This window comes from Streptomyces katrae, assembly GCF_000717655.1.
GTDB lineage: Bacteria > Actinomycetota > Actinomycetes > Streptomycetales > Streptomycetaceae > Streptomyces > Streptomyces katrae_B.
Genome location: NZ_JNZY01000010.1, coordinates 421146 through 437477, shown reverse-complemented (window position 1 = coordinate 437477; position 16332 = coordinate 421146). Strand labels below are relative to the sequence as shown.

Here is a 16332-nt window from a genome sequence, read left to right as displayed (position 1 = left end):
GTACGTCTGCGCGGGCGCAGGGCGTCAGCGCAGCGCGTCGGTGAGCGCGTCCACGACCCGCTGCTGTTGAGCGGCGGTGATCTGCGGGAAGAGCGGGAGGGAGAGCATCCGGTCCGCGGCCTGCTCGGCATGGGGGAAGTCCCCGCGGCCGTGTCCGAGGTGGCCGTAGGCCGGCGTCAGGTGGACCGGGGCGGGGTAGTGCACGCCGGCGCCGATGCCCTCTGCGTTGAGCTTGCCTACGACCGCGTCGCGGTCGACGCCGCTGACCCGGACGACGTACAGGTGCCACACGTGGACGTTGCCGTCCGCGGTGACCGGCAGGGTCAGGCGTCCGGCGGCCGCCAGACCGCCCAGCAGCGCGTCGTAGCGGGCGGCGGCGGCGCGGCGGGCCGCGTTCCCGTCGGCGAGGCGGGCCAGTTTGGCCCGCAGGACCACGGCCTGCAGCCCGTCGAGCCTGCTGTTGAACCCTGCCACGTCGTGCCGGTACTTGGCGATGCCGCCGTGGTTGGCGAGGGCCCGTACGAGGTCGGCGGTCTCCTCGTCGTCGGTGACCACCGCGCCCGCGTCACCGTACGCGCCCAGGTTCTTGCCCGGGTAGAAGCTGGTCGCGGCGATCCCGCCGCTGCCCGGAGAGCGGCCCTTCCGCGTGGCGCCCTGGCTCTGCGCGGCGTCCTCGACGACCTTGACGTAGGAGGGGAGCTGCGCGGCCAGCTCGGCCGCGGGGGCGCACTGCCCGTACAGGTGCACCGGGACCACCGCGCGCGTGGCCTCGCCGACCGCGTCCAGCGCGGCCTGCGGGTCCATCAGCAGGGTGTCGGGCAGGCAGTCCACCAGGACCGGCCGCGCGCCGGTCCGGGCGACCGCGCCGGCGGTGGCGATGAACGTGTTCGCGGGCAGCACCACCTCGTCGCCGACGCCCACCCCGCTCGCGCGCAGGGCCAGTTCGAGTGCGTCGGTGCCGTTGGCCACGCCGACGCAGTGGCCGACCCCGGCGAAGGCCGCGTACGCGCGCTCGAAGGCCCGGACCTCCTCACCGCCGATGAAGGCGGTGTCGGCCAGCACCCGGTCGAATCCTGCGCGTACTTCCTGCGCTACCTCGGCGTGCGCCGCCTTCAGGTCCACGAGCGGTATCTGGTTCATGCGACTGTGCTCCCCATCCGTGTCTCCGGCCTCGTGCGTATCCCGGGCCTTGTCCGTGTCTCCGGCCCCCGGCCGGTCGCCTCGCCGTCGGCCCGCAGCTCGTCGAGCGCCGGGCCCCCCGCCGCGCGCAGCCGGCGGGCCGGGCTTCCGGCCCACACCTCGCCGGGCGGCACGTCGGCCAGGACCGTGCTTCCCATCCCGGTCAGCGACCAGGCGCCGACCGCGGTGTTCTCCCGTACGAGGGCGCCCGCGCCCACGTACGCCCCCCGCCCCAGCCGGACCCCGCCGCCGAGGCGGACCCCGGAAGCGAGCGTCGCGAAGTCCCCGACCGTGTCGTCGTGGGTGAGGACCGCGTGCGGCATCACGGCCACGTGGGCGCCGACCCGTACGGCCGCGGTCAGCACGCAGTGCGCGAGCAGGACCGAGCCCGCGCCGAGCACCGAGGACGCGGAGACGGCGGCCGTGGGGTGCACCACGGTCGCGTACCGGCTCTCGGGCAGGGCCAGGCGCCGTACCACGCGGGCCCGTACCGCGTAGTCGCGCGGACTGCCGACGCACACCACGACCCGGGTGTCCGGCCTCTGGTGCACCAGGTCGCTGCCGCCCAGCACCGGCACCCCGTCGACGTCCCGGCCGTGCAGGACCGGGTCGTCGTCCAGGTGCCCGGCGAGCCGCCACCGCGGGGTGCGGCCGCGCTCCCCGTCGGCGGCGACCGCGTCCCGTACGGCCTGGGCGGTCTCGCGGGCGAATCCGCCCGCGCCGACGATGAGCAGGTCCTGGGTGGTCGGGCCCGTCGGGGCGCTTGGCGCGGTCATCCGCCGGCCTGTTCGCGCAGCACCGCGACCACCCGGTCCTGCTGGTCCTCCGTCATGGTGTGGAACAGCGGCAGGATCAGCGAGTCGCGGCTGATCAGCTCGGTCACCGGCAGCGGCGCCGCCCCGTGCCCGGCGTACGCCGGTTCCAGGTGCGAGGCCATGATCCCGCGCCGGGCCGAGATCCCGGCCCTGGCCAGCACCGAGAGCAGCTCGTCCCGGCTGACCGGGAAGTCCTCGGCAAGCAGCACCCAGTACGACTGGAAGTTGCCCTCGCCGTGACCGGGGTCCCGGACCGGGCGCAGGCCCGGGATGCCGGAGAGCAACTGACCGTACCTGGCCGCCAGTTCGCGGCGGCGGGCCACGATCGCGTCCAGCTTGCCGAGCTGCACCAGGCCGACCGCGGCCTGGATGTCGGTCATCCGGTAGTTGTAGCCGACCTCCAGATAGCTCTCGGCGATCGGCTTGCTGCTGGCGTGCCGCTGCGCCGCGGACACGTTCATGCCGTGTTCGCGCAGCCGGCGCAGGCGCTCCGCCCACTGGGTGTCGTCCGTGGTCACCATGCCGCCCTCGCCGGTGGTGATCACCTTGCGCGGGTGGAAGGACCACGCGGCGAGGAGCGCCCCGTGGCCGACCGACTTGCCGCCCACGGTCGCGCCGATCCCGCAGGCGGCGTCCTCCACCAGCGGGACCCCCCAGTCTGCGCAGGCTGCGCGCAGGGCGTGCACGTCGGCCGGCACCCCGCCCTGGTGGACGGCGAGCACCGCCCTGGTCCGCGGGGTGCGTACGGCGTCCACGGTCTCGGGGGTCAGGTTCCCGGTGGCCTCCTCGACGTCCGCGAACACCGGGTGGGCGCCCACGTAGCGCACCGCGTTGGCGGTGGCGATGAAGGACAGCGAGGGCACGACCACCTCGTCGCCCGGCCCGAGCTCCAGCGCGATCAGCGCCAGGTGCAGGGCGGTGGTGCACGAGCTCACGGCGATGCCGTGCTCGGCGCCCACCCGCTCGGCGAAGGCCCGCTCGAACTCGGCGACCCGGGGCCCCTGGGCGACCCAGCCGGAGAGCACCGCGTCGGCGGCGGCCTGCGCCTCCTCCTCGCCGAGCCACGGGATCATGACGGGGATGCGGGCGGGGGCCGGGACCCGTGCGCTCATCGGCCGGCCTCCCCGGCTGCTGCCTCCGCCGCGGCGGCGTCCGCCGCGCGCTCGGCCCGCCACCAGTCCACCAGGTCCCGCAGCCCGCGGCGCATGTCGATCCCGGCGGTGAAGCCGAGCCGCCCCGAGGCCTGCGTGGTGTCCGCGAGGCGGCGGGTTACCCCGTTCACGGCGCGGGCCGGTCCGTGCTCCGGCACCATCCCCTCCGCGCCCATGGCCTCGAGCAGTCCGAGGGCCAGGTCGCGCAGGCTGGTCTCGGTTCCGCTCGCGACGTTGAACACCTCGTCGGTCAGGTCCGATTCGGCGGCCAGCAGGTTGGCCCGCGCGATGTCCCGTACGTCGGCGAAGTCCATGGTCTGGGTGCCGTCGCCGAGGATCAGCGGCGGCTCGCCCGCGGTGATCCGCTCCATCCAGCGGATCAGGACCTCGGTGTACAGCCCGTGGATGTCCATCCGCGGCCCGTACACGTTGAAGTAGCGCAGCGCGATGTAGTCCAGTCCGTACATGGCGTGGAAGCTGCGCAACACGCCCTCGTTGAAGGCCTTCGCCGCCCCGTAGAAGGTGTCGTTGTTGTAGGGGTGGTGGCGCTCGGTGGTCGGGAAGGTCTCCGCCAGCCCGTAGACCGAGGCCGAGGACGAGGCGATCACCTTGCCCACCCCGGCGGCGACCGCGGCCTCCAGCACGTTGAACGTGCCGTCGACGAGCACCTCGTTCGCCAGCCGCGGCTCCTCCGCGCACTGGGTGATCCGGATGGCGGCCAGGTGGAACACGAGGTCGGCGCCCTCGGTCGCCTTGCGTACGGCGTTCGTGTCGCGGATGTCGCCGTCGACGACCTCGACGACGCCGCTCTGCAGGGCGCGGGCCAGGTTGGCGGTGCGCCCCCGGACGAAGTTGTCGAGCACCACGATCTCGCGCGCCCCGTTGTCCACCAGCAGGTCGACCACGTGCGAGCCGATCGTGCCCGCCCCGCCGGTGACCAGAATCCTCTTGCCTCGTACGCTGCTCAACGCCCTGCCCCTACTGAGTCGGTCATGGTGTTTCCTGCTGCGCCCGCGGCAGTGTGCGCGGCCCGCGGGCGCGGGTGGTCCCGTGGCGGGACCCGCCAACGGTCAGCGCCCGGTGCGCAGTCCGACGACAGCGCCGCGGAACTCAAGGCTCCGGGAGGCCGCTTCCAGGATGTCGAGTACTTGCAGGCCCGCCCAGCCGTCGGTCAGCGCCGGCCGCCGCGTCCTGATCGCGGCGGCGAACTCCTCGACCATGCTGCGCAGGGCCTCCTTCTCGCCGATCGCGGGCGCCACCATGTCCCCGGTCCGGTAGGAGACGAGCATGTCGCGGCGCTCGTCCGCGCCGATCTCCTGCGGGGTCGTCATGTCCACGCCGCGGTCGTAGACCGCGACGCGCTGCGTGGGGTTGAGGTCGTCCCACACCAGGGTGCGCTTGGAGCCGCCGACCATCGTCGTGCGGACCTTCAGCGGGGAGAGCCAGTTGACGTGCACGTGGGCGATGGCGCCGGTGTTGAGCGTGAGCGTCAGATAGGCAACGCAGGACTGGCCTGCGCCGATCGGGTCCGCTCCGTGCGCGGCGACGGCGACGGGCCGGATGTTCTCCGGGAGGATGAAGTCGAGGACCGAGAGGTCGTGGGGGGCCAGGTCCCACAGGACGTCGACGTCCTTCTGGACGAGCCCCAGATTGATCCTGACCGAGTCGACGAACTGGATCTCACCGAGTTCGCCGGAGCGGACCATGTCGCGGATGCGGGCCACCGCCGGGGTGTAGCAGTAGGTGTGGTCGCACATGAGGGTGAGGCCGCGTTGCTCGGCCTCGGTCACCAGCTTCAGGCCGTCCTCGTACGTGGCGGCGAGGGGTTTTTCGACGAGGACGTGCTTGCCGGCGCGCAGGGCGGCCAGTGCGACGTCGAGGTGGGTGCCGGCCGGGGTGGCGACGGCGACCGCGTCGACGGCCGGGTCCGCCAGGACGGCCGCGTAGTCGGAGGTCGCCTGGACCGTGGAATAGGCGCCGAGCACCTGCCGCGCACGGTCGACGTTCAGATCGCAGAGCCAGCGGAGCCGGAACCCCGGACTGGACTGGAAGTTGCGGACGAGATTGGGTCCCCAGTAGCCCGCTCCGATGACGGCGACGCCTAACGGCTTGGCCGGCCACGCACCTGCGACCCCGCCCTCGCGCCCCGCACCCTTCGCGGCGTCCTTCTCGGCATCCTTCTCGGATTCCTTCACAGCGTTCCCTTTCCCTCGGCGCACGCCCGCGGGCGTATCGACAACCCATGGCCGGGACGCGTGCGAAGGAAGGGGGTACCGCCGACGGCCGACGCCGGGGCGCATGCGCGCCCCGTGCGTGACCTGCCCAACGGTGATGGCCCCCACGACCGATGCCCTACGTGTTGCGACGTACTTTCCGCCCCCCGGCCGCCCGGCGCCCCTCGCGCCGGTCCGGCCACGGGCAGGCGGCCCGTTCCCCCAGGCCGCCGAACCCGTATTTCCCCAACTGCCTTGCTCCGGTTGGATTTCAGCGTCGCCGAAGCACGCCGAACCCGGTCGGCTGCGCTCAATCTAGACCACCGGGACTACCCCCGGGGAGAGTTGGAGGAAACGGTCGGCTCGGCTGTTCGAGCGTGCATACTTCCGGGGTGACCAGCATCGTGATCCCGGCCCACAACGAGGGCCGGGTCATCGGCCGGCTCCTCGACGCGCTCCTGGCCGACGGCCCGGGTTGCGGGCCCGACATCGTCGTGGTGTGCAACGGCTGTACGGACGACACCGCCGCGGTGGCGGGCGCGCGGAGCCCCCGCGTCCGCGTGGTGGAGATATCAACTCCGTCCAAGCACAGGGCACTTCGGGTCGGGGACGAGCACGCGCGGGGCTTTCCCCGCCTGTACGTGGACGCCGACGTGGAGTTCGGTGCGGCCGGCGTACGGGCGCTGGCCGGCGTCCTCGCCGCCAGTCCGGACCTCCTCGCCGCGGCCCCCGGCCGCGACATCCCGCTCTCCGGGTGCGCCTGGCCGGTCCGGGCGTACTACCGGGTCTGGCAGCGGCTGCCCGCCGTCCGCGAGGGGCTGTTCGGGCGGGGCGTCATCGCGGTGTCCGAGCCGGGGCACGAACGGATCGCAGCGCTGCCCCCGCTGATGGCCGACGACCTGGCGGCGTCCCTCGCGTTCGGGCCGCAGGAGCGGCGCGTGGTCGAGGCGGCCCGGGTCGTGGTGCATCCGCCGCGCACCTGGGGCGACTTGATCAGGCGGCGCGTCAGGGCGGCGACCTCGTCCGCCGAGCTGGAGCGTTTCCAGGCGGCGGAGGCGGCCCGGAGCCCGGAAGGGGCGCGTGCGCCGTCCGCGCGCACCGGTACGGGCGACCTGCGCGCCCTGCTCAGGGACCGGCCGAGCCTGCTCCCCGGGGTCGTCGTGTTCGTCGTGGCGGCCCTCGCCGCCCGCCGGGGAGCCCGCAGGGCCATCCGGACCGGGGACTTCTCCACCTGGCTGCGCGACGAGAGCAGCCGTCAGGGCTGAGCCGCCCCACTGAGCCGAACCGGGCCGTACACCGCCCAGTTGGCCCGTACAACCACTAGGGTTTCACTCGCACGTACGAGTGACTCAGACCGTCGGCACCGGGAGCTCGAGAGCATGTACCTCGCGGACCGCTCCGCGCCCGCCAGCGCGAAGACCGCACCGGAGACGGCTCCGGACGGCAGGTCCGTCCGGGCCCCCGCAGTCGCCCCGGCCGTCCTCGCGCTGGGCACGGTCAGTCTGATCACCGACGTCTCCTCCGAGATGGTCACCGCGGTGCTGCCCCTGTACCTGGTCGCCGGACTGGGTCTGAGCCCGCTCGGCTTCGGCGCGCTCGACGGCGTCTACAACGGGGTGAGCGCGCTGGTGCAGCTGACCGGCGGCCACCTCGCCGACCGGGTCCGCAACCACAAGCTGATCGCGGGCATCGGCTACGGGCTGTCCGCGCTGTGCAAACCACTGCTGCTGCTCGCGCACGGCCTGGGCCCGGTGGGCGTGGTCCTCGCCCTGGAACGGACCGGCAAGGGTCTGCGCACCGCGCCGCGCGACGCTCTGATCTCCCTTTCCACACCTGCCGGGTTACAGGGCCGTGCGTTCGGCGTCCACCGCGCCATGGACACCACCGGGGCGCTGCTCGGCCCGCTCGCCGCCTTCTTCATCCTGAACATGGCGGTGGGCGGGTACGACGCCGTCTTCGGCGTCAGCGCGTGCGTCGCCGTGCTCGGCGTCGTGGTGCTCATGCTGTTCGTCCCGTCGGGCGCGGGCCTCGACCCGACCGGGGGGCCTGCGGCGGTGGGTCCCGGCACGGTGAAGCCGGACTCTCCCGAGGCCGCCGCCGTGAACCTGCGGGAGGCGGGGGCCCTGCTGCGGCTGCCCCGGCTGCGCGCCCTCGCGCTCTGCGCCGCCCTGCTGGGCCTGACCACCGTCAGCGACGCCTTCCTATACCTGCTGCTCCAGGACCGCACGGGCATCCGCGAGCAGTGGTTCCCGCTGCTCCCCCTGGGCACCGCCGCGGTGTTCCTGCTGCTGGCCGTGCCGGCCGGCGCCCTGGCCGACCGGATCGGCCGCCGTACCGTCTTCCTCGCCGGGCACGCCCTCCTGCTGGCCGGGTACGGGCTGCTGCTGTGGGCCCCGCAGTGGCCGACCCTCCCGTACCTGGTCCTCGTACTGCACGGCCTGTTCTACGCAGCGACCGACGGGGTCCTGCCCGCCGCCGTCGGCGCGACCGTCCCCGCGAAGCTGCGGGCCACCGGCCTCGCCGTGGTCGGCACCAGCCAGGCGATGGCCCGCTTCGGCTGCTCGCTCGCGTTCGGCGCCGCCTGGACGCTCTGGGGCGCCGGCCCTGCGCTCACCGCCGCCGCGGCAGGTCTGTGCTGCTGCGCGGCCGTCGCAGGCTTCGTACTCCGCCCGGCGGCGCCCGACGCCGCTCCCGAAGCGGCCCGACACCCCCGAGGAACCCGATGACCCGCTCACGCCGGCTGCTCGTACTCGCCGTGGCCGTGCTGCTCCTCGGGGGGCTCGGCACCGCGCTGGTGCTGCGCGCCGCCGCCCGGGCCGAGCAGACGCACGAGGGGGATCCGAAGGTCGCCCAGGGCCCGGTCACGCTCGGGCGGCAGGACCGGCTGGCCTTCCTCAACGGCGCGCAGGGCCCGCACCGCGGGGCGCTCGTCTCGGTCCCGGGGCAGTCGCCCCGGGCCGAGCGCACCGCGTCGCAGCTCACTTGCCGGCGCTTCCACGCGGCCGCCGGCACCGGCGTGTGCCTGAACTCCGCTCCGGGCGCGCTCGCCCAGGACAACCGGGCCCTCATCGTCGACCCGGACCTGCGTACGCTGCGCAGCTTCCCGCTCGCGGGCACCCCCTCGCGGGCCCGGGTCTCGCCGAGCGGCCACTTCGCCGCCTGGACGGTGTTCGTCTCGGGCGAGTCGTACGGCGCCGCGTTCTTCTCCACGCGCACCGCGATCGTGGACACCCGTACGGGGGCGATCGAACCGGACCTGGAGAAGTTCTCCATCCAGCTGGACGGCCGGCCGTACACCTCGGGCGACGTGAACTTCTGGGGCGTCACCTTCTCCAAGGACGACGACACCTTCTACGCCACCCTCGGCACCGCCGGCCAGACGTACCTGGTGAAGGGCTCGGTCTCGCGGCGCAGCGTCACCACCCTCGCCCAGAACGTCGAGTGTCCGTCCCTGTCCCCGGACGAGACGCGGGTCGCGTACAAGAAGCGCGTCGCGCGCGGGGCTTCTCTGTGGCGCGAGCACGTACTGGATCTGGGGACGCTGCGCGAGACGCCGCTCGCGGAGAAGCGGAGCGTGGACGACCAGGCCGTCTGGCTCGACGACCGGACTCTGGCCTACGCCCTGCCCGCAGAGGGCCGGGCGGACACCACCGATCTGTGGACGGTCCCGGCGGACGGCACGGGCGCCCCCCGCGTCCTGACCCCGGCGGCCTCCTCGCCGACGCGCCTCGGCTGACGGCCGTACGCGCGGTCACGAGGGCCGACTGCCCGACGCCGTGGCCCTGTCGGGCCGGCCCGGGTCCTGCGTTCGTGCGGACTCGGCCCTCGTGGACCGGGCGCCCGGGACCCGGTCCGCACCTCGTCGAGAAGCACCACGTGGACCTGCATCTCACGGACGCGGTGGCGGTGGTCACCGGACCTGGGCATCCTCGAGCGGCATGCCGACCGCCTCCCGCTTCCGGTGCCGGGTCTGCGGTATCCACATTTCCTCCACGGACGCCCCGCAGGACCGGCGGCGGGTCAGATGCGTTTGTCGGCGAGGATGCGGTCCGCCGCGTAGTGCGGGCAGGATGCGGTGTGCCAGGTGACCGTCAGCATTCCGGCCTCCGCCGACAGGGTCCGGGCCGTGCCGTCCTTCGGGCCGGCCTGGCAGTACGAGCACACCAGGGTTCGCGGCTTGGGAAACTCCAGCATGATCGTGCCCTTCCCGCTCAGACGTACTGGCGCGCGCCGGTTACGCCAACTCCTATCAAACCTGGGCGGAACACGGTCCGATACCTGCCGGTAGCCCCTGAATTCCCGTCACCGACGGAGGCGGTCCTCGCCTTCTCGGGTACGTACGGCCAGTTCAAGGACCGGCAGGCAGCCGCAGGAAGATGCCGGCCGGGCCGCGAAAGCCGACGGCGTGACCGTCGCGGCTTCCCCGAAAGAGATCACTCCGGCCGGCTCCGACGTCACCCTGACGTGTCAGCTGCTGACGTCGGTCCGGAGCGGGGTCGAGTCCCCCCTGCCGATGCACGCCTGGGTTGAGGGCCGCGGTCGCCGTGGTCACCGCCGAGATCGCCGAGCAGGACCCCGCCTGCGTCGTCCGCCGAAGCCCTGCGCACCGTACGCAACGTACGCGTGATCGAATGGGCGCGCAGACACTCGAACGGGAAGAAGGCGGGCGGTACCCGTGTCACAGACTCCCCATCCGGACGGCCGGTTCACGCCGGCCGATGCGAACGCCCAGGTCTGGGTCGACGGCGGCCCTTGCGCCGGCGCGGCCCCCTGGGCCCCGCCGCAGGGCCGGCCCGCTCCCCCTGCCGGGTACGCCCAGCCCCCTGCCCTCGCGGCCGCGGCGGCCGGTTCGCTGTACCACGAGCAGGCGAGGAACGGGCGGCAGGGCGCACTCGGGCGTCTCGGCGAGGTTCTCCTCGTCACGGTCCTCCTGGCGGCGGGCCTCATAGCCGTCACCGTGGCCGGCATGGCCATCGGCCACGCACTGGGCCTGCAGCTCGCCCCCGACGGCGGTGACCGGGTGCTGTCCGACCCGCTGGCGGACGAGGCCATGGGGCTCGTCGGCCTGGCGGTCGGCATACCCGTCGTCCTGCTGGCCGTCCGTGCGTGCGGCCGCCGTCCCGCCGGAACGGTGATTTCCGTCCTGGGCCGGCTGCGCTGGGGCTGGCTCGCCCGGTGTGCTGCGGTGGCATTCCCCCTGATAGCCCTTCAGATGGGCGCGCTCGTGCTCTGGGGCCGGGTGGAGGACGGCCCCGAGAGCCTCGCGGGCGAGTTCCCCGGATGGCTGCCGCTGCTGCTCGGCTCGGCGGTGTTCCTGGGGCTGGTTCCCTTCCAGGCCGCGGCCGAGGAGTTCGTCTTCCGGGGCTGGCTCGTCCAGTTCTTCGGGGGCTTCCTCCGTTCGCCCTGGCCGGGGATCGTCGTGGCCTCGCTGCTCTTCGCGCTCGCCCACGGGTTCGGTGCGTGGTCGGGGTTCGCGCTGCTCTTCTACTCCGCGGTGTGGTGGGGCTGGCTCGTCATCCGTACGGGCGGGCTGGAGGCCGTGATCGCGATCCACACGGCGAACAACGTGCTGTCCTACGGCATAGCGCTCGCGCTGGGACAACTGGCCGATTCCGGAACCGCAGCAGACGCCCCGTGGCAGGCGCTCGTCCTCGAGCTGGTGTGCGCACCCGCCTACTGCCTGCTGATCTCGAGACTCGGCGCCCGGTACGGCGTCGAGAGCCGCAGCCCGGACCACCAGCTCACGCTGCCGGTCCGGGACGCCGTCAGGCCAGCAGCTTCGTCTTGGCCTGCTGGAACTCCTCCTCGGTGAGCGCGCCCTTGGCCTTCAGCTCGGCCAGCTTGGCCAGCTCGTCCGCGCCGCCCGATCCGCCGGCCGGAGCGGCGCCTGCCGTCTCGCGGATGTAGTTCTGCAAAGCGGCCTCGTTCTCCTTGGCCTGCTTGACGTCCCGCTGGGTCATGCTCTTCCCGCGGGCGATGACGTACACCAGTACGCCGAGGAAGGGCAGCACGATGACGAAGATCAGCCAGCCCGCCTTGGCCCAGCCGCTCATCTCGTGGTCGCGGAAGATGTCCGTGATGATCTTGAACAGCAGGAACAGCCACATGATCCACAGGAAGAACCAGAGCATGGACCAGAAGATGCTCAGCGCCGGGTAGTCGTCGTCCACGGATGCCTCCTTCGGGCGGGCCCGATGCCCGCGATCAGCAGTATTGGCTCGCCCACCGCGTTCCGCATGTCGAGCGGCCCCGTACGGCTCACCCCGTACCTCTCGCATCGGCGCAGCCGCCCTGCCCCACCGGGCCGCACCGCAGGCCACGGATCGCATCGACAGGTCTCACCCGGTCGGGTCACCACCGCTCGCCGGATCGAGGTGGCCGGGATTGCCTGGGGTACGACCCCTAGGAGACATGCCATGCCGGACGACGAAAGCCAGGGCGAGCTCGCCGCTCTGCGGGCTCGGGTTGCCACGCTGGAGAGCGAGGCCGCGAAACGCCCGCCGCCGCGGCACAGGCTGCGCGCCTTCCTGTCCGCCCTGCTGATCGTCATCGGCTGCGTCCTGGCCCCCTTGGGCATCGTCGCCGCATGGACGGCGGACATCGTGGGCGACACCGACCGCTACGTCGCCACCGTGGCTCCTCTCGCCTCCAACCCCGACGTCCAGGCGGCCGCCGCGAACCGGGTCACGGGCGCGGTCATGGAACACCTCGACCTGCCTGCCCTGCTCGAGGGCGTGGCGCCGGAGGACCGGCCGCTGCTGCAGAAGGGGCTCGGGAAGCTGGGCAACGGCCTCGAGGGCGCGGTCCGGAGCTTCGTGCACGACAAGGCGCAGGACGTCGTCGCGTCGGATGCCTTCGCCACCATCTGGACCGGCGCGAACCGCACGATCCACACCGCCCTCGTACGCGCGCTGACCGGCAGCGACGAGGGAGCCGTGGAGATCAAGAACGACTCGGTGACCGTGGATCTCGCCCCGGTCATCGAACAGGTGAAGACGCGGCTCGTGGACTCGGGGCTCACCGTCGCCGCCAAGATCCCCGAGATCCACACCGACTTCACCGTTCTCCGGTCGGACGACATCGGCCGGGTCAAGACCGGCTTCCGGCTGCTCGAGATCGTCGGCCTGTGGCTGCCGGTCATCGCCGTGATCCTCGCGGCCGTGGGCGTCCTGCTGGCAGCCCACCGGCGCCGTAGCCTGGTCGCGGCGGCCCTCGGCTTCGCCGCCGCGGCGCTCATCCTGGGCATCGCCTTGACGGTCTTCCGTACGGTCTATCTCAACGCGCTCCCCGACACCGTCTCCCAGCCGGCCGCCGGCGCCGTCTACGACGCGTTGATCCGCCTCCTGCGGACCGCCGTCCGCACGGTCGTGGTCCTCGGCGTACTGCTCGCGCTCGCCGCCTGGCTCTCGGGGCCGGGACGCCGTGCCACGGTGGTCCGCCGGCTGTGGCACTCCGGTATCGCGGCCACCCGGGCCACGGCCGACCACGCGGGCCTGCGTACGGGCCCGGTCGGGCCGTTCGTCGGTCGCCACCGCGCCTGGATCACATGGATCCTGGTGGCGGCCGCCGTCCTCGCTTTCGTCCTGTGGCCGCACCCGACCGGCTGGGTCGTCCTGGGCCTCGCCCTCGCGCTCCTCTTCGCCCTTGCCGTGGCGGAGTTCATCGCCGAAGACGCCGAGGTCGCCGAGAGCAGGGCGACGGTCGGCGGAAGACCACCGGGTTCCGTGTAGGCCGCCGGGCTCAGGGACGCGCCGCCCCGGGCTGGGTCGCGGGGATGCGCTGGGTGAAGAACAGCGCCGTCAGTGCGGCCAGTGCGAGGACCCCCAGGGCGGCCCGCAGGCCGTCGATCCGTGCGGTGACGTTCGCGTCGAGTGCAGCCTGCGTCACCTCCGACTTCGCACCGGCATCCTCGAGGGCTGCGGTGAGCTGGGCGTCCGACAGGAAGGGCGCTCCCCCGACGAGTTGGACGTTCGCCTGCTCCTTGACCTCGGCCGGGACCGCCGGGTTCTGCTCGATGGTCGTGAGGAACGACGAGGTCAGCATGGTGATGAGGATCGACCCGGCGACGGCGGTACCGATCGACGCGCCGAGGTTCGTGACGGTGTTCTGGATTCCGCCGACATCGGCGCTCTGCTCGTCCGGGACGGCCGAAACCGTGACGGCTCCGAGCTGTGAGGCCAGCGCCCCCATCCCCAGACCGATCAGCAGCAGCGGGACGGTGACGACGCCCGCGCCGGAGTCCTCGTCCAGGGCGGCCAGCAGGACGACGGCCCCGGCGAGCATCAGCAGCACTCCGAACCGCACCACGCGCCGAGGTGAGGCGTCCGGACGGAACCGGGGGATCCCGACAGCGGCGGCCAGCAGGGAGATGGAAAGCGGAAGGATCAGTACGCCGGTCTTGACGGCGGACAGGCCCAGGGCGACGGACAGGTAGAGCGGGACGACGAAGAACACGCCCATTTGTACGAGGTACTGGAAGAAGAACATCGTCAGGCCGCCGGTGAGCTGCCGGTTGCCCAGGAGCTCCGGATCCACGAGGGGTTCGGTCCCGCGTGCGACCAGACGTGCCTCCCAGCGGAAGAACAGCCAGAGGAGGAAGAGGCCGGCCATCATCAGCCAGACGACCGGTGAGAGGTGGAACCAGGACGGTGCGCCGGCCTTGGGCCGGAACCAGCCCCACTCGCTCGTGCGCAGCACGGCGAAGACGAACAGTCCGATGCCCAGCGCCGACACGATCGCGCCCACGACGTCGATGCGCGGCCGGTGGTCGGGGGGCGCGTCGGCGACCCGGCGGGCGAGCAGCAGGATGGCCAGCACGACCACGACCTCCCCGGCGAACACCCAGCGCCAGGAGAAGAACGTCGTCGCCACGCCGCCGATGAGCGGCCCCAGCGCGATCGCCACCGCCCCTGCGGCGGCGACCAGCCCGTACGCGGCCGGCCTGCGCTCCACGGCGAAGTTCGAGGCGACGAGCGCCACGATCGCCGGCATGATCAGCGCGGCTCCCACACCCTCCAGCAACGACCAGCCCAGCAGCAGGACGGTGAGGTTCGGGGCGAGTGACGTGGTGAGGGATCCGCAGCCGTAGATGACGCAGCCGATCATGAACGCCCGCTTGCGGCCGACGAGGGCGCCGACCTTGCCACCGCTGATCATCAGCATCGCCATGACCAGCGTGTAGGCGGTGATCGCGCCCTGCAGGCCACTGACCGTGGTGCCGATGTCCTCCGCCACCGTCGCGATCGAGACGTTCATGACCGAACTGTCCAGGGCCATCAGGAACTGGCCGGCCGCCAGCGTCAGCAGGACGCCCCGGGCGCCCTTCGCCGCCCCGGCCGCGGATGTCGGGTGTGCCTTGGCTGTCATGGAACGGAGCCTCCCACGGCTCCGGACAGCCACGTGTCGCCTCGCCGGGCAGGTCAGCCGACTGGCACAGACGCGGGGCGCTCGCAGCGCCCGCCGGCGTTCACGCCGATTGCGCCGCCACCCGGCCCGAGGCCACTGCGTCCACCAGGGCCTGGTGGTCGCGCTCGTTCCGGTCGGCGTACGCCTCCGCGAACCGCACCAGTGCCCGGTCGAACACGTCGGCGCTGCCCAGATAGGCGGCGATGCCGATCCGGTCGCCGGACCGGGCGTGTGCCCGGGCCAGGGTGGTCGCGCACACGTCGCCGAGCGTCTGCATGCCCCGCGGCGCCATGAGCTCCGGTTCGATGCTCCCCTTCCAGTCCCGCAACTGCCGTACGTAGAAGTCCCGCTGGCGGCCGTCGATGCCCTTCGCCCGGTACCAGCCCAGGAAGATGTCGCCGGCTGCCTGCATCAGGCGCTGCCCGGCCACCACCCGTTCGCCCTGCATGGAATGCTCGCCGGCGCCGACGTACGGGGCGAGGACCGACTCGCCGGCCTCCTTGGCCTGGAGGATCAACGGGTCGTCGCCGTCCCTGCCCTGGAGCAGAATGATCCAGCACCGGGTGCCCACACTCCCGACCCCCACCACCTTGCGGGCCATGTCGACGACGGTGAACTGCCGCAGCAGGTGCCGCCGGTCCGAAGGGAGGGTCTGGCCGTACTGTTCGACCATTTCGCGGATCTGCTCCTCGAGCGGGCCGCGCTCGTTGTCCGCCAGCAGCTCCGTGAGCGGTACGACCAGGGGCGGTACCGACCTGAACCGGCGCTCGCCGGAGACCACCTCGGTGAGTTTCCCGGCTGCCTGCAGGCTGTCCCGCCCGCGTGCTTTGGCCAGCTCCTCGGCCAGCCGCCTGCGGCCGCGCGAGCGCAGTTCGGCCGCCCCCAGTGTCTGGAGCTGCTCCGCATCGACCCTCGCGTACCAGACGTCGAGGTGGCGCATGACGGCGTAGCGGCGCATCTGCTCACGGTAGGAGCGGCCCGCGGACCGGACGATCGCGGTGCGCTCGGCATCGGTGAAGCCGTTCTCCCGCCCGGCGATGGCCAGGCTCACGGCCAGCCGCTTGACGTCCCACTCCCACGGTCCGGGCAGTGTCTCGTCGAAGTCGTTGACGTCGAACAGCAGGTTCCGCTCCGGGGTGCCGAGGAGGCCGTAGTTCAACATGTGGGCATCGCCGCACAGTTGGGCCCGGAGTCCGGAGTCCGGGGTGTGGGCCAGGTCGGCGGCCATGACGGCCGCGGCGCCCCGATAGAAGCGGAACGGGGACTCTGACATCCGCCCGTAGCGGATCGGTACCAGCTCCGGCACTCGGCCGGCCGCCTGCCCCTCGAGTACCTCCACCGGATCCCGTCGGTCCGCGGGCGGTTCGAACTCCCCGTGCACGGAGCGGGGCGTCCGGTGCCGGGCGGCGCGTCCGCGCTCGGCCCGTTCCGCGGCGGACAGTCCGCGGGTGCCGTTCTCCGCCCCTGCGGCATGCATTGCCATCGCTGCACCTCCAGGCCACGCGGGCCCCTGCTGCCCAGCATGGCACTCACGGCCCGGCAGCGCCGTACGGTGCCGTTCGGCTCCGG

At 72.8% G+C, this 16332-nt stretch carries 14 protein-coding genes; 5 read left to right on the top strand and 9 right to left on the bottom strand.

Features of this window, described 5'->3' with window-relative positions:
- Nucleotides 1-24: 24 nt before the first annotated feature.
- From IF09_RS0115700 to IF09_RS0115680, 5 genes are all read right to left on the bottom strand, one after another.
- Nucleotides 25-1140 carry a DegT/DnrJ/EryC1/StrS family aminotransferase gene (locus IF09_RS0115700; protein ID WP_030296053.1) on the bottom strand — a complete coding sequence of 372 codons (1116 nt, stop codon included), beginning with the start codon at nucleotides 1138-1140 and terminating at the stop codon, nucleotides 25-27.
- Nucleotides 1137-1955 (bottom strand): NeuD/PglB/VioB family sugar acetyltransferase, encoded by an 819-nt coding sequence (locus tag IF09_RS0115695; protein ID WP_078613272.1) that lies wholly within the window; start codon nucleotides 1953-1955, stop codon nucleotides 1137-1139. The genes IF09_RS0115700 and IF09_RS0115695 overlap by 4 nt, the downstream gene beginning before the upstream one ends.
- Nucleotides 1952-3106 carry a DegT/DnrJ/EryC1/StrS family aminotransferase gene (locus tag IF09_RS0115690; RefSeq protein WP_030296050.1) on the bottom strand — a complete coding sequence of 385 codons (1155 nt, stop codon included), beginning with the start codon at nucleotides 3104-3106 and terminating at the stop codon, nucleotides 1952-1954. The genes IF09_RS0115695 and IF09_RS0115690 overlap by 4 nt, the downstream gene beginning before the upstream one ends.
- Nucleotides 3103-4113 (bottom strand): NAD-dependent epimerase/dehydratase family protein, encoded by a 1011-nt coding sequence (locus IF09_RS0115685; protein ID WP_030296048.1) that lies wholly within the window; start codon nucleotides 4111-4113, stop codon nucleotides 3103-3105. Before IF09_RS0115685 ends, IF09_RS0115690 begins: the two co-directional genes overlap by 4 nt.
- 102 nt (nucleotides 4114-4215) lie before the next feature.
- Complete coding sequence (locus IF09_RS0115680) at nucleotides 4216-5340, bottom strand: Gfo/Idh/MocA family protein (protein ID WP_078613271.1); 1125 nt, start codon at nucleotides 5338-5340, stop codon at nucleotides 4216-4218.
- Between the two features lie 410 nt (nucleotides 5341-5750).
- Here IF09_RS0115680 and IF09_RS0115675 point away from each other — a divergent pair, with 410 nt between their 5' ends.
- From IF09_RS0115675 to IF09_RS0115665, 3 genes are all read left to right on the top strand, one after another.
- A complete protein-coding gene (locus tag IF09_RS0115675) occupies nucleotides 5751-6623 on the top strand; it encodes a glycosyltransferase (RefSeq protein WP_030296045.1) in 873 nt (290 codons plus the stop codon).
- Nucleotides 6624-6737: 114 nt separating this feature from the next.
- Entirely contained in the window at nucleotides 6738-8084 is a 1347-nt protein-coding gene (locus IF09_RS0115670; RefSeq protein WP_030296042.1) for an MFS transporter, read from the top strand.
- Nucleotides 8081-9094: a hypothetical protein gene (locus IF09_RS0115665; RefSeq protein WP_030296040.1), complete on the top strand. Its 1014-nt coding sequence runs from the start codon at nucleotides 8081-8083 to the stop codon at nucleotides 9092-9094. Before IF09_RS0115670 ends, IF09_RS0115665 begins: the two co-directional genes overlap by 4 nt.
- Before the next feature lie 284 nt (nucleotides 9095-9378).
- On the opposite strand, the gene IF09_RS45650 is transcribed toward IF09_RS0115665, so the two are convergent.
- The gene (locus tag IF09_RS45650; protein ID WP_158709982.1) at nucleotides 9379-9552 is read right to left on the bottom strand and encodes a hypothetical protein; all 174 of its coding nucleotides are present in this window, start codon (nucleotides 9550-9552) and stop codon (nucleotides 9379-9381) included.
- 481 nt (nucleotides 9553-10033) lie between these two features.
- On the opposite strand from IF09_RS45650, the gene IF09_RS0115655 reads away from it, so the two are divergent.
- Nucleotides 10034-11170, top strand: coding sequence for a type II CAAX endopeptidase family protein (locus tag IF09_RS0115655; protein ID WP_063607382.1), 1137 nt, complete (start codon nucleotides 10034-10036; stop codon nucleotides 11168-11170).
- Here the strand turns inward: IF09_RS0115655 and IF09_RS0115650 are convergent.
- Nucleotides 11124-11489, bottom strand: a complete 366-nt coding sequence (locus IF09_RS0115650; RefSeq protein WP_051832528.1) for an SHOCT domain-containing protein — start codon at nucleotides 11487-11489, stop codon at nucleotides 11124-11126. The two genes, IF09_RS0115655 and IF09_RS0115650, sit on opposite strands and share 47 nt — an antisense overlap.
- Before the next feature lie 285 nt (nucleotides 11490-11774).
- On the opposite strand from IF09_RS0115650, the gene IF09_RS0115645 reads away from it, so the two are divergent.
- The gene (locus IF09_RS0115645; RefSeq protein ID WP_051832487.1) at nucleotides 11775-13088 is read left to right on the top strand and encodes a hypothetical protein; all 1314 of its coding nucleotides are present in this window, start codon (nucleotides 11775-11777) and stop codon (nucleotides 13086-13088) included.
- A gap of 10 nt (nucleotides 13089-13098) precedes the next feature.
- Here IF09_RS0115645 and IF09_RS0115640 read toward each other — a convergent pair whose 3' ends face one another.
- Nucleotides 13099-14724: an MFS transporter gene (locus tag IF09_RS0115640; RefSeq protein WP_030296032.1), complete on the bottom strand. Its 1626-nt coding sequence runs from the start codon at nucleotides 14722-14724 to the stop codon at nucleotides 13099-13101.
- Nucleotides 14725-14824: 100 nt separating this feature from the next.
- Nucleotides 14825-16246 carry a DUF2252 domain-containing protein gene (locus IF09_RS0115635; protein ID WP_051832485.1) on the bottom strand — a complete coding sequence of 474 codons (1422 nt, stop codon included), beginning with the start codon at nucleotides 16244-16246 and terminating at the stop codon, nucleotides 14825-14827.
- Nucleotides 16247-16332 lie beyond the last annotated feature (86 nt).